The following is a 20161-nucleotide window of genomic DNA, read 5'->3' as shown; positions in this document are numbered from 1 at the left end:
AAGGCTTAGCCTTGGCCGTGCCCTTGGTCGAGATACTCGTCGGAGCGCATTTCCTCGAGCCGGCTGACGGTGCGCTCGAACTCGAACGCGCCGTTGCCCTTTTGGTAGAGCTGCGCGGGCTCGGCGTCGGCGGCGGCGAGGAGCTTGACCTTATGCTCGTAGAGCGCGTCGATCAGCGCGACGAACCGCGCCGCCTCGTTGCGGTTTTCGGGGCCGAGCTTGGGCACGCCGACCAGGATCACCGTGTGATAGCGCCGTGCGATCGCGAGATAATCCGCCGCGCCCCGTGCTTCGGCGCAGAGCCGCCTGAAGCTGAACACCGCGACGCCCTTCAGCGCCTTGGGGACGTGGAGCGTGCGGCCGCCTTGCACCGGGATATCCTCGCTCGGCACGTGCTCGGCATCCTCGGGGGGATAGTCGGTCAGGCGGAAGAACGCGGCGGAAAGTTGCGCGGTCGCTTCCGGCCCATTGGGCACGAGCCATGTCTCCTGCTGGCCGAGCCGGTCGCGGCGGTAATCGACCGGGCCGTTCAAGGGCAGCACGTCGAGGCGCTGCTCGATCAGGTCGATGAACGGCAGGAAATGTTCGCGGTTGAGGCCGTTCTTGTAGAGCTCACTGGGAGCACGGTTGCTCGTCGTCACCACCGTCACGCCGGCCTCGATCAGCGCGGTGAACAGCCGCGACAGGATCATCGCGTCGGGCGAGTTGGTCACCATCATCTCGTCGAAGGCGAGGCAGCGCGCTTCGTCCGCCAAGGCTTCGGCGACGGGCTGGATCGGGTCGCCCGCTTCCTTCTTGCGCTCCTCCGCGATGCGCTGGTGAACCTCCAGCATGAATTCGCTGAAATGGACGCGGCGCTTGTGGCCGATCGTCAGACACTCGAAGAACAAGTCCATCAGCATCGACTTGCCGCGCCCGACATCGCCCCACAGATAGACGCCGCGCGGGCTATCGGGCCGCTTGCCGAGCGCGCGCCACAGGAGCGATCCGCGCTTGGGGACGGCCTCCAGCTCGCGCTGCAACCGGTCGAGCCGCGCGGCGGCGGCGGCCTGGTCGGGATCGGCGCGAAGCTCGCCCGCTGTGACCAGCGCATTGTATCGCTGAAGGGCGCTCGTCACTCTGCGTTCCCCGGCGCAGGCCGGGGTCCAGTCCTGTGAATCTCGCGCGCGGGAGCGCGCTGCCGCGCGCGATTTCGTATGGGTTGGGCCCCGGCCTGCGCCGGGGAACGGCATATCATCTGAGGCTCGGCGGCGGCGAGGACTTGCGCAACGTCCCCGTGAAGCTCGCGATCGTCGGGGTGTCTTCCTGGACGATCAGCCCGCGCAGGAAAAGCATCCGGCTGGTCTCGCGCAGCAGTTCGATCCGCGCCTCGAGCGGTTCGCCGATCACCCCGCCGCCGATGAATTGCGCCGACAGGTCGAGCGTCACCGCGCCGCCGGCTTGCAGGCACCCGAACGCGCGGCTGGCGGCGAACAGCGACACGTCCATGAACCCGAGCAGTGCCCCGCCATGGACATTGTCGCGCATGTTCGAATGCTCGTGCCGCGGCATCATCCGCACGCGCGCTATGTCGCCTTCGAGACGGACCTGGAGCGGTTCGAGGAACGAATTGAAGCGGGTGGGGTCGCGAAACGCCCAGGTCTTCCACCCCGGGGCTTCGGGGTCGTCGTCATAAGAGAAAAACGGCGATTCGGGTGGCGCTTCAGACAACCCGCTCGGCTTCCATCTTCTTGATCTCGGCAATCGCCTTGGCGGGGTTGAGGCCCTTGGGACAGGCGTTGGCGCAGTTCATGATCGTGTGGCAGCGATAGAGCCGGAACGGGTCCTCGAGCTGGTCGAGCCGCTCGCCGGTCATCTCGTCGCGGCTGTCGGCGAGCCAGCGATACGCCTGGAGCAGGATCGCCGGGCCGAGGAACTTGTCCGAGTTCCACCAATAGCTCGGGCAGCTGGTCGAGCAGCACGCGCACAGGATGCATTCGTAGAGGCCGTCGAGCTTTTCGCGATCCTTGGGCGATTGCAGCCGCTCCTTGCCCGCCGGCGCCGGAGTGACGGTCTGCAGCCACGGCTTGATCGAGGCATATTGCGCGTAGAAATGGGTGAAATCGGGGACGAGGTCCTTGATCACTTCCATGTGCGGCAACGGGGTGATCGTCACCTCGCTTTTGCAGTCCTCGATCGCGGTGGTGCAGGCGAGGCCGTTCTTTCCGTCCATGTTCATCGAACATGATCCGCATATGCCTTCGCGACACGAGCGGCGGAAGGTGAGCGAGGCATCCTGTTCCGACTTCATCTTGATCAGCGCGTCGAGCACCATCGGGCCGCAGCTGTCGAGATCGACTTCGAACGTGTCGTAGCGCGGGTTGTCCCCGGTGTCGGGGTCGTAGCGATAGACCTTGAAGCGCTTGACGTTCGTCGCCCCGGCGCCCGCCTTGTGCACCTTGCCATTGTTCTTGATGCGGCTGTTCTTGGGCAGGCGGAACTCGGCCATGGGTACCTCGTGATGCGTCGCGGGTCCGGCTATGCCTTTCGCCCGTGCGGTGCAAGTCCTTGCGGGCACTGGCGCTCGTGCATCGGCACCGCTAGTCCAGTGCCACCAACCGTCGATTGTAAAAGGGTATCTTCATGTCGCTTGGTCGCTGGTGCGTCGCGGTACTGTGTCTCGGTCTCGCGGTGCCTGCCGCCTCGCAACAGGCGCGTGGCCCCGACATCGTCGTCTCCAGCCAGATCGGCAAGAAGAAGCAGTCGATCACCTGGAAACGCGCCGAGTCCGAGCATGTCGTCGTGTTCAGTCAGGGCAGCGACGAGGAGCTCGTCCGGGTCTCGCGCAACCTCGAGCGGCTCTACCATTTGATGTCGCGCATCTATCGCCGCGGCGATCAGAGCGACGCGACGGCGAAGGTGCAGGTCACGCTGATCGATTCGGGAGCCGATTTCCGCGCGATGGGGCTCGACAACCTGCGGTCGCGCGAGGGGCCGTACATCAACGCCTTCACCGACGCGGCCTATTACGATCCGCGCGAGGACGGCGCGGTGATTGCGGTGTCGCGCGCGAGCCAGATCGTCGATCTCAACACCAACCGCGCCTACAACCTCGACTGCGACGACCAGATGGCCGAGGGCGTGCCCGATTGCATCGTGACCTATCGCTATCCCGCGTTGCAGACGTGGCAGCAACGGCTGTACGCCGCCTATGCGCGGCATTTCCTGCAGACCTACGCGCCCGCCGCCTATCCGCGCTGGTATCTCGACGGCGTCGGCGTGCTGTTCTCGACGCTGACGGTGCGCGCCAACGGGTCGCTCGACTATGCCCAGCCGCCGGAGAATTACGGCCCGGTGTTCCGCGCCTATGGTAACCTCGATGTCCGCAACATCCTGACCGGGCGCTATCTCGATGCCGCCCCCGACAAGCGCGGCTGGACGCCGTACCACGCCTGGCTGCTGACGCATTATTTCGTGATGTCGCCTCTGAAGCCCGACCGTGCGCGGCAATTCCAGGCGTACATGACCGCGATCTCCCGGGGTGAGCCGATGGCCGAGGCGGCCAAGGCGTTCGGCGACATGGGCGCGCTGCAGCGCGACGTGTTCAGCTATATCGGCCGCAACAAGCTGTTCGCGCGGACCGAGCGCGAGACCGCGACCGAGGAACCGCTGATTAGCGTACTGTCACCTGCCGCCGCGGCGATGGTCCCAGTGCGGCTCGAACTCGGCGCGCGGCTGGCGGCGGACGACCCGCAAGCCGTGCTGCGCCGCGACGGCTGGATCGCGCAGTTGCGCGATACCGTCGCCAAGCTCCCGTACGACACCGAGGCGGAACTGGTGCTCACCGAGGCCGAGTGCCGCGCGGGCCACGCGGTCGAATGCCAGGCCGATGCCCAGCGCGTGCTCGCCGCGTCCCCCGACAACGTGCGCGCGCTGGCGTGGAAGGGAGTCGCGTTGACCGACCGCGCGCTGACCGGCGCGCCCGCCGACCGTGCCGCGCGGCTGATTCTGGCGCGCGCGGCGATCGAGCGCGCGATCGCGCTCGACGACGATGCGCCGCTGCCGCTGATCGCCTGGTTTGAAAGCTATGCCAGGGCCGGCGAGCCCGTACCCGACGCCGCGATGGCGGGGATGGCCAAGGTGATCCGCGCGGTTCCCGCGGCCCCCGCGCCGCGGCTCTATCTGGCGGAGGAATTGCAGCGCCAGGGGAAGAGCGACGTCGCGCAGCGGCTGGTCGATATCGTGCGCTACGGCGCCTACGATTCGCCGGAGAAGCAGATCGCGGTCAATCTGTTCAAGTAGCCGCGGTCAAATCACGTCGAGCACCAGCCCCAGGTCGCGCGCCTCGTCGGCGCCGATATACCAATTGTCGGGCGCGCGTTTGCGCACTTCCTCGAACGCGACGCTCGATCCGCGGACCAGGTCGCGGAAGCCTTCCTCTTCGATATCGACCGATGTCTCGATTTCGTGGAGCTTGGCCTTCAGGTTGGCGACCTGCATCTTGAGCGGGCCCGACAGCGTCACGGTCGAATCGATCTGGCGCTCGTGGATCAGCAGGCGCGTGCCCTTGGTCAGGAAACGATGCTCGACCGGGAAATGCGCCATAAACGTCGCGCCCGCCGAATAGACCGCGACCTTGCCGAGGAACAGGATGTCGCGGCCGTGAAACTCGCGGAGCAGGCGGACGTCGTCGCCCATCGCGCGCGCGACTTCGGGATCACCGCCGAGCGTGGTGATCGTGACGACCAGCATGCCCTCGTCGGGACTGGCCGAAAGCTGATCGCAGAAGCGGTCGTACATCGCATTGTCGACCGTCCCGTGCAGCCGGACGTGCGGCATCGCGAGAAGTGGGTATTTTTGCGCGGCATCGTTGGTCATCGCGCGCCAACCGCCGATCGCCCGTTCCGTTCCCTTGTCCCGCCAGCGCGCGCAACAATCATTGTGTATCCGCAACAAGCGTGCGAACGTCGGTTCCACCTACACAGTGGGAGAGGGAAAATGGGTATCGTTCGCATGATCGTCGTCGGCTTCATCGTCGGCGTGCTCGCGCGTTTCTTCTATCCGGGCGCGGTGCCGCTCGGTTTCATCCTGACCGTGGTCCTCGGCATCGTCGGGTCGTTCCTCGCCGGTTTCGTCGTCCAGATGATGAACCCCGCGTCGCGCAACCAGCCGCTCCATCCGGCCGGCCTGATCGCCTCGATCCTCGGCGGCATGGTCGTGATCTTTGTCTGCGTTCATTTCCACCTGCTCGGCCACTGAGCTGAGCTCATGCGGCGGATCGGCGGTTGCTCCCGCCGGTCCGCTGCCGCATAGCGTACCGCAATGGATACGCCCCCCGATGACTTGTCGTTCGAGGACGCGCTGAAGCGGCTCGAAGAGATCGTGCGAAGTCTCGAAAGCGGCGACGCCAAGCTCGACGACGCGATCAAGCTCTACGAAGAAGGGACGCGGCTGCGTCAGCAGTGCAGCGCGCGGCTCGATGCGGCGCAGGCGCGGATCGAGGCGATCCGGCTCGATTCGGACGGCCGTCCCGCCGGCGTTGCGCCGTTCGACGGCGGATGAGATCCGCGGCCATGGTGGCTTCGCTCCCGCTCCAGGCCGCGCTGACCGAGATCGGGGCGGAGATCGATCGCCGCTTCGATGCGCTCCTCGCGATTCCCGACGACCCGCGCGCCGATCTCTACCGTGCGATGCGCCACGCCGCGATCGGCGGGGGAAAACGACTCCGCCCGTTGCTGGTATTCGCGACCGGCAATCTGTTCGGGGTTGACCGCGATTGCCTCGCGCGCGCCGCGGCTGCGATCGAGGCGATCCATGTCTACTCGCTGATCCACGACGACCTCCCCGCGATGGACGACGACGACGTGCGCCGCGGCAAGCCGACGGTGCACAAGGCGTATGGCGAGGCGACCGCGGTGCTGGCGGGTGATTGCCTCCACGCGCTGGCGTTCGAATGGCTCGCCGATCCGGCGACGCATCCCGACCCCTTCGTGCGGTCCGAGCTGGTACTGGAGGTCGCGCGCGCCTCGGGCCCGGGCGGGATGGCGGGCGGGCAGATGATGGACCTGGAGGCGGAGAAATCCCGCTTCGACCTCGCCACCGTCACGCGGCTCCAGGCGATGAAGACCGGCGCGCTGATCGCGTGCTCGGTCGAGGCCGGCGCGATCCTCGGCCGCGTTGCGCCCGACGGTCGGACGGGGCTGCGCGGCTATGCCCGCGACATCGGGCTCGCGTTCCAGATCGCCGACGATCTGCTCGACGTCGAGGGCGACGAGGACAAGGCGGGCAAGAAACTGCGCAAGGACGCGGGGGCGGGGAAGGAAACCTTCGTCTCGCTGCTCGGCGCGGAGCGCGCGCGCGAACAGGCAAGAATGCTGGTCGGCCAGGCGGTCGATCACCTGCGCGGGTTCGGCCCCGAAGCCGACCTGCTCCGCTCCGTCGCGCGTTTCGTGCTGGAACGGGATCGCTAGATCATGAGGGACTTGGCATGACCACGCGCACCGGCGTCTATCCCGGCACCTTCGACCCGATCACGCTGGGGCATATGGATGTCATCCGGCGCGGGGCGACCTTGGTCGACCGGCTGGTCGTCGGCGTCACGACCAATGCGTCCAAGTCGCCGATGTTCACGACCGAGGAACGGATCGCGATGGTGACCCGCGAGGTCGCCGGGATCGACGGCGTCGAGGTGGTGAGCTTCGATTCGCTGCTGGTCGATTTCGCGCAAGGGCTCGGCGCGAGCATGATCATCCGGGGCGTGCGCGGCGTGACCGACTTCGAGTACGAATATCAGCTGACCGGCATGAACCGCGCGCTCAACCCGCGGATCGAAACCGTCTTCCTGATGGCCGCGGTCGAACTCCAGCCGATCGCCAGCAAGCTGGTCAAGGAGATCGCGCTGTACGGCGGTGACATCGCCAAGTTCGTGCCGCCCCGCGTGCGCGACGAGGTTGCCGCGAGGGTCGCGCAATCCGCGCGCAAGGATAGCTAGACACCCGTTCATCCTGTCGCAATTCCGCCCGATTATCTCCGCATTGGCGCGCCGCCCGATTTGCTTTAAGCGCGAACCCGAACCTTATTTCCCCGGAGTCCCCATGCGTTTCATTCTCGGCCTGATCGCGACGATGTGCCTCGCGGTCACCGGCACCCCGGCGATGGCGGCGAAGAAGAAGCCGGTCGCGGCCGCACCCGCCGCGGACCGGATCGCGCCGCCGGCACTGACAGACAAGGAAAACCTGCTCTATCTCGACCTGTCGACCGGCGGGCGGGTGGTGATCCGACTCTATCCCAACGTCGCGCCGAAGATGGTCGAGCGCGTGAAGACCCTGACTCGTCAGCATTTCTATGACGGACTCAAGTTCCACCGGGTGATCGAAGGCTTCATGGCGCAGACCGGCGACCCCAAGGGCGACGGCACCGGCGGATCGACGCTGCCCGACCTGCCCGCCGAGTTCAACTGGATGCCGCACGTGCGCGGCGCGGTCTCGGCCGCGCGCGAAGGCGCGGCGCCCGACGCCGATGCCGCGACCAAGAAGAAGGCCGAGGACAGCGCCAACAGCCAGTTCTTCATCGTACTCGATCCCAAGCTCGCGCTAGACAAGAAATACACCAATTTCGGCCGTGTGATTTCGGGTATGGAGTTCGTCGACGCGGTCGAGCGCGGCGAGCCGCCGGCGAACCCGTCGACAATCCTCCACGCGTACATCGCGGCCGACAATCCCCCGGCCTATACGCCGCCGCCCCCGCCGCCGCCGCCGGTCGTAGCGCCTGCGCCGACGATCGTTCCCGCGACGATACCGAAACCTGCCGCCAAGCCAGCGCCGAAGAAGCCGGCCGCGAGGAAAGCGAAATAACCCGTTCGGGCTGAGCTTGTCGAAGCCCGGTTGGGAAACACGCCCTTCGACAAGCTCAGGGCGAACGGCAGTCTGGACGTGATCAGGCCATGAACGTCGATCTGTTCGACTTCGATTTGCCGACTGACCGCATCGCGTTGCGTCCAGCGTCCCCGCGCGACGCGGCGCGGATGCTGGTCGTCGACGGCGCCACGATGCGCGACCGCTCGGTCGGCGACTTGCCGAGCGAATTGCGCGCCGGCGACCTGCTCGTGTTCAACGACACGCGCGTGATCCCGGCGCAGCTCGAAGGGAAGCGCGGCGACGCCGCCATCGGCGCGACGCTGCACAAGCGCGAAGGCCCGCGCCGCTGGCGCGCCTTCATCCGCAACGCCAAACGTCTGCGTGACGGCGACACGATCGACTTCGGGAATGGCGTCGCCGCGATCGCGTCCGATCGGCGCGACGACGGCAGCTTCGTGCTCGACTTCGGCGGGGACCAGCCGATCGAGTTGCTGCTCGAGCGCTGCGGCCGGATGCCGCTACCGCCGTACATCGCCTCGAAGCGCCCGACCGACGCGCGCGACGCCGACGATTATCAGACGATGTTCGCCGACGAGCCCGGCGCGGTCGCGGCGCCCACCGCCGCGCTCCATTTCACCCCCGCGCTGATGGCGGCGCTCGACGCGGGCGGAATCGGACATACGACGCTTACGCTGCACGTCGGCGCGGGTACTTTCCTCCCGGTCAAGGCCGACGACACCGAAGACCACAAGATGCACGCCGAATGGGGCCGGATCGACGCCGCCACCGCCGCGCGCATCAACGCCGCGCGCGATGCCGGTGGGCGGGTGATCGCGGTCGGCACGACCAGCCTGCGCCTGATCGAGAGCGCGTGCGACGCCGCAGGCCGCGTCCGGCCGTTCGAGGGCGACACCGCGATCTTCATTACGCCGGGGGTGCCGATCCGCGGCATCGACGGGCTCATGACCAACTTCCACCTGCCGCGCTCGACCTTGTTCATGCTGGTATCGGCGCTGATGGGGCTGGACGTGATGCAAAAAGCCTACGCGCACGCGATCGAAAGCGGCTATCGCTTCTACAGCTATGGCGACGCGTCGCTGCTGCTGCCGTCGAAAGGATGATGATGCGCGCCGCTTCCTTGCTTGTCCTCGCGCTGATCGCCACACCTGCATTTGCGCAGAACCTTGGGCGCACGCCGATTCCGCTCGGCACCAAGGATGCGCCGCCGGTCGGGCCGGTCGCGCCGAGCCTGGTGGTCGAGCCGGCGGCGATGATGATCGCGGCGTGCGATGCCGACGGCGATGGCCGCGTGACGCGCGACGAACTGCACCGCTGCCTCGCGCACAGCTTCGCCCTCATCGATACCGCCAGGACCGGCGCGCTCGGCTATATCGCGTTCGCCGATTGGGCGGAGCGCTGGCTGGGCGACCGCACCGCGCTCCCCAGCCCGTTCGAGACCGACGCCGACGGCGACAACAAGATCACGCTCGCCGAGCTCGACGCCAAGTTCGACCAGATCTTCGCGCGGCTCGACAAGGACAAGGACGGCGTGCTGACCCGCGCCGAACTGCTGACGATCCGCGCCAACATCGCGCCCGATTTCGAGCGGCGGGGCAAGAAGGGGCGGCCGTGACGGCGCCCTGCTACAAGCTGGTCATCTTCGATTTCGACGGCACGCTGAGTGACAGCGGCGAGTGGTTCCTGTCGATCATCGACGATTTGGCCGAACGCTTCCGTTTCCGCCGCGTCGGTCCCGACGAAGTGGAGGCGCTGCGCCGCCGCCCGACGCGCGAGGTGATCCGGCATCTCGGCATCGCACGCTGGAAACTCCCGCTGATCGCGCGGCACGTTCGCGCGCGGTTCGCGGCGGATGCCGCCGGTATTCACTTGTTCGACGGCGTTCGCGCGATGCTGAGCGCGCTGGGCGATGCGGACGTCCGGATGATGTTGTGCTCGTCGAACGGCGAGGCGAATGTGCGCGCCGTGCTCGGGAAGGACGCCGCGCGGTTCGAAGCATATTTCTGCGGCTCCGGGCTGTTCGGTAAGGTCGCCAAGTTTCGCCGCGCGGTGAAGGCGAGTGGCCTGCCGCCCGCCGCCATCCTGTCGATCGGGGATGAGACGCGCGACATCGACGCCGCGCGCGAGGTCGGGCTGGCGGCGGCCGCGGTGCTATGGGGCTATGCCAATCCCGAAACGCTGATCGCAATGAAACCGGATATGACGTTCGCCAACCCGGCCGAAATCGTGGCGTACCTGACTTGATGCTCCCGCGTTTCCACTTCGCCATACACGCCACCGACGGCGCCGCGCGCACTGGCGAGCTCTCGATGCGGCGCGGGGTCATCCGCACCCCCGCGTTCATGCCGGTTGGCACCGCCGCTACCGTCAAGGCGATGAAGCCCGCCGATGTGCGCGCGTCGGGGGCGGATATCATCTTGGGCAACACCTATCACCTTATGCTCCGCCCGACCGCCGAGCGCGTCGCGCGGCTTGGGGGCTTACACGCGTTCATGGGCTGGGACCGGCCGATCCTGACGGACAGCGGTGGGTATCAGGTGATGAGCCTGTCCGAACTGACGAAGCGCGACGAGCAGGGGGTCGAGTTCAAGAGCCACCTCGACGGCACGCGGCATCTGATGAGCCCCGAACGATCGATGGAGATCCAGCGGCTGCTCGGGTCCGACATCGTGATGGCGTTCGACGAACTCGTGCCGACCACCTCAACCAGAGAGGTGCAGGCCGCCGCAATGGTGCGGTCGATGCGCTGGGCGCAGCGGTCGCGCGAGGCGTTTCTCGGCGGTGGCGAGCACGCCGACAATGCCGCGCAATTCGGCATCCAGCAGGGGGCGCTCGACGAGTCATTGCGCGGTGAAAGCGCGGCGGCGCTCACCGAAATAGGCTTCGACGGCTATGCCATCGGGGGCCTCGCGGTGGGCGAGGGACAGGCGGCGATGTTCGGCTGCCTCGACTTCGCGCCGGGGCAACTCCCCGCCGACAAGCCGCGGTATCTGATGGGGGTGGGCAAGCCCGACGACATCGTTGGCGCGGTCCAACGGGGCGTCGACATGTTCGACTGCGTGCTGCCGACGCGCAGTGGGCGCACGGGCCAAGCCTTCACGCGCACCGGCCCGATCAACATCCGCAACGCCAAGTTCGCCGAGGATCGCTTGCCCGTCGATCCCGAGTGCGGCTGCCCGGTCTGCGCGACGTGGGAGCGCGCGTATCTCCACCACCTCGTCCGCGCGGGCGAAATCCTCGGCGCTATGCTCATGACCGAGCACAACCTTTATTTCTATCAGGCGTTGATGGCCGACTTGCGCGCGGCGATCGCCGCGGGTGAGCTCAACGCATTTGCGGCGCGATTCCGGGCGCGCTACGTGAAGGGCCGAGGAGAGTGACGCGTGACCGACGAAACCAAGACTTTCGGGCCTGAAGAGAACGAGATCATGGCGGCCGCGCGCGAGGCGAAGGCGCGGCAGCTCGCGGCGGAAAGCACCCCCGAGCCGGCCAGGCTGAGCAAATGGGGGATCGCCGCGATCGGCGCCGGGGTCGGGTCGGCCGCGGTGGCGGCGGCGGTGATCTATGCCAACCGGAACAAGCGCAAGGGCTGATCGCCTACCGCCAAGGGTCCGCTTTTCGTCGCCACGCGGAAAACGGGACGCGCCGTCCTTTGACTGGCCGGATGACCCTTTCGCCGTCCGGGACCAGCGCCGCCGCATTGGGCCCCGTGTCTGGATTGGAAGACCAGGACTGCAATCGCTCGGTGCTGAACACATAGCCGGCGCGCGGGTCGAACCGGAACGTTATATAGTCGGTCCAATGCGATCCGCACGCGACGCCATTTTCGACCGTGACGTATGCGCCGTTCGCGGTGATGCTTCCGTCCTCGAATGGATCGCACTGGCCACCTTGGTCGGCGCGCAGCACGACGCCGTCGTTGCGTCCGACCACTGCGTAACCGCCACCGCTGCGTTGTTGAAAGATCAGGAGCGGCCGATCGGGCGCCCGCCCGTTGTCCGGTATCGTCTCGCCGTGCGCGGCAAGTGCCACGACGTAGAACAGGTGGCGCGGGTCCGGTCGGGCAGACGCAAAGGCGAGCACGGTATATCCCGCCGGCAGTTCGCGTGAGACGGCCGCCGGAAGTTTTTCGGCCGGAGAGGCTGTGGCGCTTGCCGCCGCCGTGATCAGTCCGAGCAGCACGGCCAGACGCATCATGATCTGACCATGCCGCGCAGCCCCTCCGCCTGCAACGGCGAAACAGCGGGCGTGTTCGCATTGACTTGGACCGTCCTGGCGCGACACAACATCCCATCCTTACTCCTAGCCGGAGACCTCAATGCGCCTGTTCCGTGCCGCTTTGTTGCTGGGCGTTGCCTCGCTCCCCCTCGCCGCCGCCGCTGCTCCGAAGAAGGCGCCCGCTCGCGCGCCGGCCGTCAGCGTCAAGCCGATCGCCTACACCGCGCGCACGCTCGCCAATGGCCTGCGCGTCTATGCGATCCGCGACACCAAGACCGCGAACGTGTCGGTGCAGGTCTGGTACAACGTCGGGTCGAAGGACGATCCCAAGGGCAAGTCCGGCTTCGCGCACATGTTCGAGCATTTGATGTTCAAGGCGACGCGCAACCTGAAATCGGAGAATTTCGACCGGCTGACCGAGGATGTCGGCGGGTACAACAATGCCTCGACCAACGACGATTTCACCAATTATTACGAGGTGGTTCCGGCCAATCACCTCCAGCGGCTGTTGTTCGCGGAAGCCGACCGCATGGCGAGCCTCGTCGTCGAGCCGGTGAGCTACGCGTCCGAACGCGATGTGGTGAAGGAGGAGCTGCGGCTGCGCACGCTCGCGACGCCGTACGGCAAGCTCTACTCGATTTATTACCCGGAGATCAGTTACCGCGTGCATCCCTATGCGCGCCCCGGCATCGGCAGCCTCGACAATCTGGAGGCCGCGACGATCGACGACGTGCGCGCGTTCCACGCGACCTATTATCGCCCCGACAATGCGGTGCTGGTGGTCGCGGGCAATTTCGACCCGGCGCAGCTCGATGCGTGGGTCGACCGGTATTTCGGCGGGATCAAGCGCCCCGACCGCCCGATCCCGCGCGTGACGGTGAATGAGCCCGAGCGGACGGTGGCGACCAACTATACTGTGTACGAGCCCAACACGCCGCTCCCCGCGGTGCTGATCAGCTATCCGGTGCCGTCGGACAACAACGGCGACATCCCCGCGCTGACCGTGCTCGACGCGATCCTGTCGCGCGGCGATTCGTCGCGGCTGTATCAGGACATGGTCTATCGCGATCAGCTGGCGCAGTCGGCCAACACCTTCCTCGACACCAAGCAGGGGACGGGGTCGTTCGTCGTGACCGCGACGATGGCCGATGGCAAGGACGTGGCGGCGGGCGAGGCAGCGTTGCGCGCGGAGCTTGCGCGCGTGCGCGACGGGCTGGTGACGCCAGCGGAACTCGCGCGCGCCAAGAACCAGCTGATCACCGCGACGATCCAGAGCCGCGAGACCGCCGACGGCAAGGCGTCGACGATCGCACGATCGGTGATCATCGACGGCGACCCCGCGGCCGCCGACAAGCAGCTCGCGGCGATCCAGCGCGTGACCCCCACCGACATCCAGCGCGTCGCGCGGCGCTACCTGACCGACAACCGATCGGCGGCGATCCGCTACATGCCCGCTGAAATGGCGAAGGCCGGGCCCAAGGCGGACAAGGTCGCAGTCGCCGACACCGTCGAAGTCGCCGACCTCAAGACCCCCGGCAACGTCGAGGTGATCAAGCCGGCCAGCGACGCCGACCGCATCCTGCCGCCCGACCCGGCCAGGCCGGTGGTCGCGGCGCTCCCCGCGCCGGTGACGATGAAGCTCGCCAACGGCATGACGCTGATCGTGGTCGAAAAGCACGATCTGCCGATCGTCACTTCGGTGATCGTCGCCAATGGCGGCGGCGCGGCGGATCCGCAGGGGCGGGCGGGGCTCAACAACCTGATGGCCGACCTAATGACCAAGGGCACGCGCTCGCGCTCCGCGACGCAGATCGCCAACGCGGTCGAGAATCTCGGCGGGTCGATTGCATCGGGCGCGGGTTGGGATTCGGGGCAGGTGTCGCTCGAGGTGAAGTCCGACCAGGTCGCGCCGGCCATCGCGGTGCTCGCCGATGTCGTGCGCAACCCGACCTTCGCGGCGGCCGAGCTCGAACGCGACCGCGCGCAGACGATCGACGGGGTGCAGGTCCAACTCAAGGACCCGGGGCGGCTGGCGAGCTATGTCGCGACCAAGGTCGTGATGCGCGGTGGTGCCTACGGCCATCCGCTCGCCGGCACGCCGGCCTCGCTCAAGGCGATCACGCGTGCCGACGTGCAGGACGCCTATGCGCGCACCTGGGGGCCCGCGCACGCCACGCTCGTCATGGTCGGCGATATCACGCCCGCCGCGGCACGCGCGCTGGCCGAGACCAGCTTCGGTAGCTGGCTCGCCAAGCCGGTGCCCGAGCGGTCGACCGTGACCTTCGACAGTCCGTACCAGCCGCGCATCGTCGTGGTCGACATGCCCAATGCCGGGCAGGCGGGCGTCGTCATCGCGCGACCGGGGATCGCGCGCCGCGACCCCGATTTCTACGGCGCGGCGGTCGCCAACGCGACGCTCGGCATCGGATTCTCGTCGCGGCTCAACCAGGAAATCCGCATCAAGCGCGGGCTAGCGTACGGCGCGGGCAGCGGGATCGCGGCGCGGCGCGCACCCGGCTACGTCTCGGCCAACACCCAGACCAAGAACCCCTCGGCCCCCGAAGTCGTCGGGCTGATCGTCGACACGATGCGCGGGATGGGTGCGGCCCCCGTGCCGCCGGGCGAGCTCGCGTCGCGCAAGGCGGTGCTGATCGGCGATTTTGGCCGCGATACCGAGACCACGAGCGGGATCGCGAGCGTGCTCGGCGATTACGTGATCGAGAATGTGCCGCTGTCGGAGCTCAAGGCGTTCACCCCCAGGATCGACGGGATCGACGCGGCGGCGGTCCAGCGCATCTCGCAGCGGCTGTTCGACCCGACCGACGCGAGCGTCATCGTGGTCGGCGACGCCAAGCTGTTCGTCGACGACCTGCGCAAGAAATATCCGAACGTCGAGGTGATCGCGGCGGACAAGCTGAACCTGGATAGCCCGACGCTGAAGTAAGCCGTTCTTGCCCCTCTCCTGAAGGGGAGGGGCTAAGGAGCATCATCGCGCCGCCGGCAGCCAGCTCAGGTCGAGCCCTTCGTATCGGTCGACGTAGTTGGCCGCCCGCATCAACGCGCGTTCGTTGGTGAAGGTGATGTGGCCGTTGGCGCGCGCGATCAGCCCGTCTTCCTCGATCTGGCGCAGCATGCGGTTGACGTGGACCGCGGTCAGCCCGGTCGCGTCGCCGATCTCTTCCTGCGTCAGCCCGAGTGTGAACGTCGCGTTGATCGACTTGTCGAGCATCCGCAGCCGATTGCGCATCTCGATCAGCACCGCGGCGACGCGCGCCTTGGCCGAGGTGCGGCCAAGCGCGGCGAGCCGGTCGGTCAGCGCCGCGCGCTCGATCTGGCTGTAGACCATCATCAACGCGCCGAGCCGGGGATGCGCCGCCAGGATCCCGCTCAGCGTCGATCGGTCGAACGGGCATACGATGCTGTCGGACAGCGCGGTGATCGTCTCCGGCGCCTCGCGATAGGCGAGACTCGACAGTCCCATCATGTCGCCCGGAAACAGGAAGCGCAGGATCTGGCGGCTGCCGTCGTCGAGCAGCATCGACGTCATCATGACGCCCTTCCTGAGGATGAACAGTTCGCCGACGCGGTCGTTCTCGCGCTGAATCGCGGCGCCGCGGCGTACCGGGCGCTCGCGCTCCTCGAGCCTAGCCAGCGCGTCCTGTTCCGCCGGGGTGATCGATACGAGATCACCCAAACGCTCGGCGAAGCAACTCCCTGACACGATACGCTTTCCCCCGGACCTTCGAGCGTCACAAAGCAGCGCGCGCGGGGACGTGCATTAAAGTCGATCAATGGTCGTTGCGAACCCGTTGCAATAGGCAATCGCTTGCGTGGGCGCGTGGGGGCGATAGAAGCTCGCTCATGGACCGTATCCTCATCCGCGGCGGCAACCGCCTGGCCGGCAAATTGCCTATTTCGGGCGCGAAGAATTCGGCGCTGACGTTGATGCCGTGCGCGCTGCTGACCGAAGAGCCGGTGACGCTCAGGAACCTGCCGCGGCTCGCCGATGTCGACAGCTTCGGGCATCTGCTCAATCAGCTCGGCGCGTCGACCCAGATCGAGGGATCGCGGCCCGAGGATTTCGGGCGCGTGATGACGATGCGCGCGGGCAAGCTGACGTCGAGCGAGGCGCCTTACGACATCGTGCGCAAGATGCGCGCATCGATCCTGGTGCTCGGGCCTTTGGTCGCGCGTGGCGGTGAGGCGACGGTGTCGCTCCCCGGCGGCTGCTCGATCGGCAACCGCCCGATCGACCTGCACCTGAAGGCGCTCGAGGCGATGGGCGCCGAGATCGAGATCGCGGCGGGGTACGTCCGGGCGAAGGCACCGGGCGGGCGCTTGCCGGGCGGGCGCGTGACCTTCCCGATCGTGTCGGTCGGCGCAACCGAAAATGCGGTGATGGCCGCCGTGCTCGCCAAAGGGCCGACGGTCATCGAGAACGCGGCGCGCGAGCCCGAGATCGTCGACCTGTGCAATTTGCTGCTCGCGATGGGCGCGTCGATTTCCGGGGTCGGGACCGAGACGCTGGAGATCGAGGGTGTCGACCGGCTCCACGGCGCGACCTATCGCGTGATGCCCGATCGGATCGAAGCGGGCAGCTATGCCTGCGCGGTCGGGATCGCGGGGGGCAAGGTCGAGCTCGCCGGGGTCAAGCTGGACGACATGCGCGCGACCGTCGCCGCGTTGATCGATGCCGGGGTCGGGGTCGAGGAGAAGGGCCAGTCGCTGCACATCTCGTCCGACGGTAAATTGAAGCCATTGACGCTGTCGACCGCGCCGTTTCCCGGCTTCGCGACCGACATGCAGGCGCAGTTCATGGCGATGCTGTGCAAGGCCGACGGCGCGAGCGTGCTGACCGAGACGATCTTCGAGAACCGCTACATGCACGTGCCCGAGCTCGCGCGGATGGGTGCCGATATCCAGGTGCGCGGCCGCACCGCGGTGGTGCGCGGGGTCGACCACATGGTCGGCGCGCCGGTGATGGCGACCGATCTCCGCGCGTCGATGAGCCTGATCATCGCGGGCCTCGTCGCCGAGGGCGAGACCCAGGTCAGCCGCGTCTATCACCTCGACCGCGGGTATGAGCGGCTCGAGGAAAAACTCTCGGCGGTCGGCGCCGATATCGAGCGCGTCGGCGACGGCTGATTTCGATGCGGGGGGTCGGCACCACGCTCAGCGACCGCCAGGCGCTCTGGGCGTTCGTGCTAGGCTGCGTCGCGGTGACCGCCGGCGTGCTGATGCACATCCCGATGTTCCTGATGGGCCGGGCGATGCACTATCGCCTCGCCGGGATGGCGGTCGGCTGGGACATGGTGCTCGGCATGGCGCTGATCGTCGGCGGGGTCGCGGTCGCCGCCTATGGCCTGCTCCCGCGCAACGTCGCGGCGCAGCGCGCGATCGCGGGAACGATCGAGATCTCTGCGCCGGAGGATGCCGCGCTCGGCTGGCCGCACTGGCGGTTGATGCTGGTGTTGGTGATCGCGCTGGTGATCGACGTGATGAAGCCCGCCGCGCTCGGCTTCACCATTCCCGGTATGGTGAGCGAATATGCCGTGCCCAAGGCGACCGCCTCGCTCGTTCCGTTCGCCGCGCTGATCGGTACCGTCACGGGGTCGGTGCTGTGGGGTGTGATCGCCGATATCTACGGGCGTAAGGCGTCGATCCTTCTGTCGGCGGTGATGTTCGTCGGAACCTCGATCTGCGGGGCGATGCCCAGCCTCGCGTGGAACGTCGGCATGTGCTTCATGATGGGCGCGGCGGCGGGGGGCATGCTGCCGGTGACCTATGCGTTGCTGGCGGAGATGATGCCCAACCGGCACCGCGGGTGGAGCCTGGTGCTCGTCGGCGGGCTCGGCGCGGTCGGGGGGTATTTCGCCGCGAGCGGGTTTTCGGCGTTGCTACAGCCGATCTTCGGATGGCGGATCCTGTGGCTGCTCAACCTGCCCACCGGGCTGATGCTGGTGTTGCTCGGCGGGTTCATCCCCGAGTCCGCCAAGTTCCTGCTCGCGCGCGGTCGAGATGCCGAAGCGCGCGAGGTGATGGCGCGGTTTGGCGCGACCGCGACGCGACGGGATGCGCTGCCCCCGCTCCCCGCCGGGACGATCGGTCACGCGCTGATCGGCGCGAAACTGGCCGGCAAGCTCGTCGCGCTGTCGGTTGCGGCGGTCGGCTGGGGGCTGGTCAATTTCGGGCTGCTGCTGTGGCTCCCCGCCGATCTCGTCGCGAAGGGCTATTCGATGGAAGTGTCGAGCCGGCTGCTCGCCGAATCCGCGCTGATCGCCTTCCCGACGGTGTTCGTCGCCGCCGCGATGTACAGCCGGTGGAGCACCAAATGGTCGCTCGTCACCATGATCGGGGTGACCCTGCTCGGACTGATCGGCGTGTTGCGGCTCGAGCTTGGCGGCGGGGGCGGCCCGGTATTGCCGATCGCGCTGCTGATCGTCGGGTCGAACGGGATCATCGCGATCCTGCTTCCCTACGCCGCCGAAAGCTTCCCCCTGCGCGTGCGCGGTCGGGCGACCGGCTGGGTGGCGGCGTGCACCAAGGCGGGCGGGGTCGCAGCGCAGGCGCTGAGCATCGCGGCGCTCGTGCCGGCGATGGGCGTCGCCGCCGGTCTGATCATGATTCCGACGCTCCTCGCGCTCGGCCTGTGCGCCTGGTTCGGCCGCGAGACGCGCGGGCGCGACTTGCGGCTGCTCGACGAAGCGGTGGCGGGCTAGATCGCGTCGAGCGCCGCGGCGAAGTCGGCGATCAAATCGTCGGCGTCCTCGACCCCGATCGAGATGCGCACGAGGTTGTCGGTGATGCCGAGCGCCTGCTTGCGCTCGTCGGGCACCGACAAATGCGTCATCGCCGCCGGGGCGCTCGCCAGCGTTTCGGTGCCGCCCAGCGACACCGCGAGCTTGGCGATCTTGAGCGTGTCGAGGAACTTGAACGCCTCCTTCTCGCCGCCCTTGAGATAGAGCGAGAAGGTGCTGCCCGCACCCGCGCAATGGCGGCGATAGATGTCGGCCTGGCGCGTTTCGCCCTGCTGTTCGAGGAAGCCGAGATAGCCGACCTTCTCGACCTTGGGATGCTTGTTGAGGAAGGCGCACACCTTGACCGCATTCTCGCCAGCGCGGCTCATCCGCAGTTCGAGCGTCTCGAGGCTGCGCAGCAGCATCCACGCGGTGTTGGGGTCGCAGATCGTCCCGATCGTGTTGCGCATCAGGCGGATCGTGTTGATGTGCGCCTTCGACCCCAGCACGCCGCCGGCGACGAGGTCGCTGTGCCCGCCGGCGTATTTGGTCAGCGAATAGACGACGATGTCGGCACCATGGTCGAGCGGCTTGTGCCACAACGGGCCGAGGAACGTGTTGTCGATCGCGATCGGGGGTTTTTCCGCGCGGTCGGCGAAGATCGCGTCGCGGCTCGCGGCGACCGCTTCGACATCGACCAGCGCGTTGGTCGGATTGGCGGGACTTTCGAGGTAGATCAGCGCGACGTTGCCAGTCTCCGCGCCCTTCTTCATCGCCGCGTCGATCTCTTCACGCGTCGCACCCGCGGGGAAGTCGACCCACTTGACCCCGAACTTGCCGAGGATGCGCGCGATCAGCGTCTCGGTCGCGGCATAGAGCGGGCCCGAATGGACGATCGTGTCGCCCGGCTTGACCATCGCGAGGAACAGCGTGGCGATCGCCGACATGCCGCTGGAGAAGGCCAGCGCATCTTCGGCATTCTCCCAGATGCCGAGCCGATCCTCGAGGATTTCCTGGTTCGGCCCGTTGAAACGCGAATAGACGAGCCCGTCGGCGCCGCCCGGCCGCTTGCCCGTCACGCCCTCAAAATGACGCTTACCGGCGGCGGCGTTGGGGAAGACGAAGGTCGAGGTCAGGAAGATCGGTGGCTTGAGCGATCCTTCGGACAGTGCGGGGTCGAAGCCATGGCCCATCATCAGCGTTGAGGGCTTGAGGTTGCGCCCGCCGATCGAACTCGCATGGGGCTTGAGGGCCTTGGCGTCGACGCCGGTGATGTCGGCTTCGGTTTCGGTCGGCTGATCGGGCATGGGAAACTCCTTGGGATTGCCGCCCCCATAGCGCCGGGTGGTTTCA

21 protein-coding genes are annotated in these 20161 nt (G+C 67.3%); 14 read left to right on the top strand and 7 right to left on the bottom strand.

The window, feature by feature from the left end; translation table 11 throughout:
* Positions 1 to 5: 5 nt before the first annotated feature.
* The 3 genes from zapE to E7773_RS11185 all read right to left on the bottom strand — a co-directional run bounded on the left by zapE (position 6) and on the right by E7773_RS11185 (position 2488).
* Positions 6 to 1118, bottom strand: coding sequence for a cell division protein ZapE (gene zapE, locus E7773_RS11195; RefSeq protein ID WP_293991182.1), 1113 nt, complete (start codon positions 1116 to 1118; stop codon positions 6 to 8).
* Positions 1119 to 1233: 115 nt separating this feature from the next.
* Positions 1234 to 1710: a PaaI family thioesterase gene (locus tag E7773_RS11190; RefSeq protein WP_293991180.1), complete on the bottom strand. Its 477-nt coding sequence runs from the start codon at positions 1708 to 1710 to the stop codon at positions 1234 to 1236.
* A complete protein-coding gene (locus tag E7773_RS11185; protein ID WP_293991178.1) occupies positions 1703 to 2488 on the bottom strand; it encodes a succinate dehydrogenase iron-sulfur subunit in 786 nt (261 codons plus the stop codon). The genes E7773_RS11190 and E7773_RS11185 overlap by 8 nt, the downstream gene beginning before the upstream one ends.
* Positions 2489 to 2622: 134 nt before the next feature.
* Between E7773_RS11185 and E7773_RS11180 the strand changes: the two genes are divergently transcribed.
* Entirely contained in the window at positions 2623 to 4281 is a 1659-nt protein-coding gene (locus tag E7773_RS11180) for a hypothetical protein (RefSeq protein ID WP_293991176.1), read from the top strand.
* Positions 4282 to 4287: 6 nt separating this feature from the next.
* Here E7773_RS11180 and E7773_RS11175 read toward each other — a convergent pair whose 3' ends face one another.
* Positions 4288 to 4857 (bottom strand): ATP-dependent Clp protease proteolytic subunit, encoded by a 570-nt coding sequence (locus E7773_RS11175; RefSeq protein ID WP_293991174.1) that lies wholly within the window; start codon positions 4855 to 4857, stop codon positions 4288 to 4290.
* Positions 4858 to 4977: 120 nt separating this feature from the next.
* Between E7773_RS11175 and E7773_RS11170 the strand changes: the two genes are divergently transcribed.
* The 10 genes from E7773_RS11170 (at position 4978) to E7773_RS11125 (ending at position 11446) form a co-directional block, all read left to right on the top strand.
* A complete protein-coding gene (locus tag E7773_RS11170) occupies positions 4978 to 5238 on the top strand; it encodes a GlsB/YeaQ/YmgE family stress response membrane protein (protein ID WP_293991172.1) in 261 nt (86 codons plus the stop codon).
* Between the two features lie 63 nt (positions 5239 to 5301).
* Positions 5302 to 5541, top strand: a complete 240-nt coding sequence (locus E7773_RS11165) for an exodeoxyribonuclease VII small subunit (protein WP_293991170.1) — start codon at positions 5302 to 5304, stop codon at positions 5539 to 5541.
* 11 nt (positions 5542 to 5552) lie between these two features.
* A complete protein-coding gene (locus E7773_RS11160; protein WP_293991168.1) occupies positions 5553 to 6449 on the top strand; it encodes a farnesyl diphosphate synthase in 897 nt (298 codons plus the stop codon).
* Between the two features lie 17 nt (positions 6450 to 6466).
* Positions 6467 to 6970: a pantetheine-phosphate adenylyltransferase gene (gene coaD / locus E7773_RS11155; protein WP_293991165.1), complete on the top strand. Its 504-nt coding sequence runs from the start codon at positions 6467 to 6469 to the stop codon at positions 6968 to 6970.
* A 163-nt stretch (positions 6971 to 7133) separates the two neighbouring features.
* Entirely contained in the window at positions 7134 to 7832 is a 699-nt protein-coding gene (locus tag E7773_RS11150; RefSeq protein WP_293991230.1) for a peptidylprolyl isomerase, read from the top strand.
* Between the two features lie 89 nt (positions 7833 to 7921).
* Entirely contained in the window at positions 7922 to 8956 is a 1035-nt protein-coding gene (gene queA, locus E7773_RS11145) for a tRNA preQ1(34) S-adenosylmethionine ribosyltransferase-isomerase QueA (RefSeq protein ID WP_293991163.1), read from the top strand.
* A gap of 2 nt (positions 8957 to 8958) precedes the next feature.
* Positions 8959 to 9468: an EF-hand domain-containing protein gene (locus tag E7773_RS11140; protein WP_293991161.1), complete on the top strand. Its 510-nt coding sequence runs from the start codon at positions 8959 to 8961 to the stop codon at positions 9466 to 9468.
* Positions 9465 to 10097 carry an HAD hydrolase-like protein gene (locus tag E7773_RS11135; RefSeq protein WP_293991159.1) on the top strand — a complete coding sequence of 211 codons (633 nt, stop codon included), beginning with the start codon at positions 9465 to 9467 and terminating at the stop codon, positions 10095 to 10097. The genes E7773_RS11140 and E7773_RS11135 overlap by 4 nt, the downstream gene beginning before the upstream one ends.
* Positions 10097 to 11233, top strand: a complete 1137-nt coding sequence (gene tgt, locus E7773_RS11130; RefSeq protein WP_293991228.1) for a tRNA guanosine(34) transglycosylase Tgt — start codon at positions 10097 to 10099, stop codon at positions 11231 to 11233. Before E7773_RS11135 ends, tgt begins: the two co-directional genes overlap by 1 nt.
* A 3-nt stretch (positions 11234 to 11236) precedes the next feature.
* Positions 11237 to 11446 (top strand): hypothetical protein, encoded by a 210-nt coding sequence (locus E7773_RS11125; protein WP_293991157.1) that lies wholly within the window; start codon positions 11237 to 11239, stop codon positions 11444 to 11446.
* Positions 11447 to 11450: 4 nt separating this feature from the next.
* Here E7773_RS11125 and E7773_RS11120 read toward each other — a convergent pair whose 3' ends face one another.
* Complete coding sequence (locus tag E7773_RS11120) at positions 11451 to 12050, bottom strand: hypothetical protein (protein WP_293991155.1); 600 nt, start codon at positions 12048 to 12050, stop codon at positions 11451 to 11453.
* 121 nt (positions 12051 to 12171) lie between these two features.
* Between E7773_RS11120 and E7773_RS11115 the strand changes: the two genes are divergently transcribed.
* On the top strand, positions 12172 to 15015 hold the full coding sequence (locus E7773_RS11115) for a pitrilysin family protein (protein WP_293991153.1): 2844 nt from the start codon (positions 12172 to 12174) through the stop codon (positions 15013 to 15015).
* Positions 15016 to 15057: 42 nt separating this feature from the next.
* Here E7773_RS11115 and E7773_RS11110 read toward each other — a convergent pair whose 3' ends face one another.
* Entirely contained in the window at positions 15058 to 15765 is a 708-nt protein-coding gene (locus E7773_RS11110; protein ID WP_293991151.1) for a Crp/Fnr family transcriptional regulator, read from the bottom strand.
* 167 nt (positions 15766 to 15932) lie between these two features.
* Here E7773_RS11110 and murA point away from each other — a divergent pair, with 167 nt between their 5' ends.
* Both murA and E7773_RS11100 read left to right on the top strand, forming a co-directional pair.
* Positions 15933 to 17216 (top strand): UDP-N-acetylglucosamine 1-carboxyvinyltransferase, encoded by a 1284-nt coding sequence (gene murA / locus E7773_RS11105; RefSeq protein WP_293991149.1) that lies wholly within the window; start codon positions 15933 to 15935, stop codon positions 17214 to 17216.
* 5 nt (positions 17217 to 17221) lie between these two features.
* On the top strand, positions 17222 to 18790 hold the full coding sequence (locus E7773_RS11100; RefSeq protein WP_293991147.1) for an MFS transporter: 1569 nt from the start codon (positions 17222 to 17224) through the stop codon (positions 18788 to 18790).
* Here E7773_RS11100 and E7773_RS11095 read toward each other — a convergent pair.
* A complete protein-coding gene (locus E7773_RS11095; RefSeq protein ID WP_293991145.1) occupies positions 18787 to 20115 on the bottom strand; it encodes a cystathionine gamma-synthase family protein in 1329 nt (442 codons plus the stop codon). The two genes, E7773_RS11100 and E7773_RS11095, sit on opposite strands and share 4 nt — an antisense overlap.
* Between the last annotated feature and the right edge of the window lie 46 nt (positions 20116 to 20161).

Source organism: Sphingomonas sp. (assembly GCF_004799495.1).
In the GTDB taxonomy this organism is placed as follows: domain Bacteria; phylum Pseudomonadota; class Alphaproteobacteria; order Sphingomonadales; family Sphingomonadaceae; genus Sphingomonas.
This window is presented reverse-complemented; position numbering and strand designations above follow the sequence as displayed.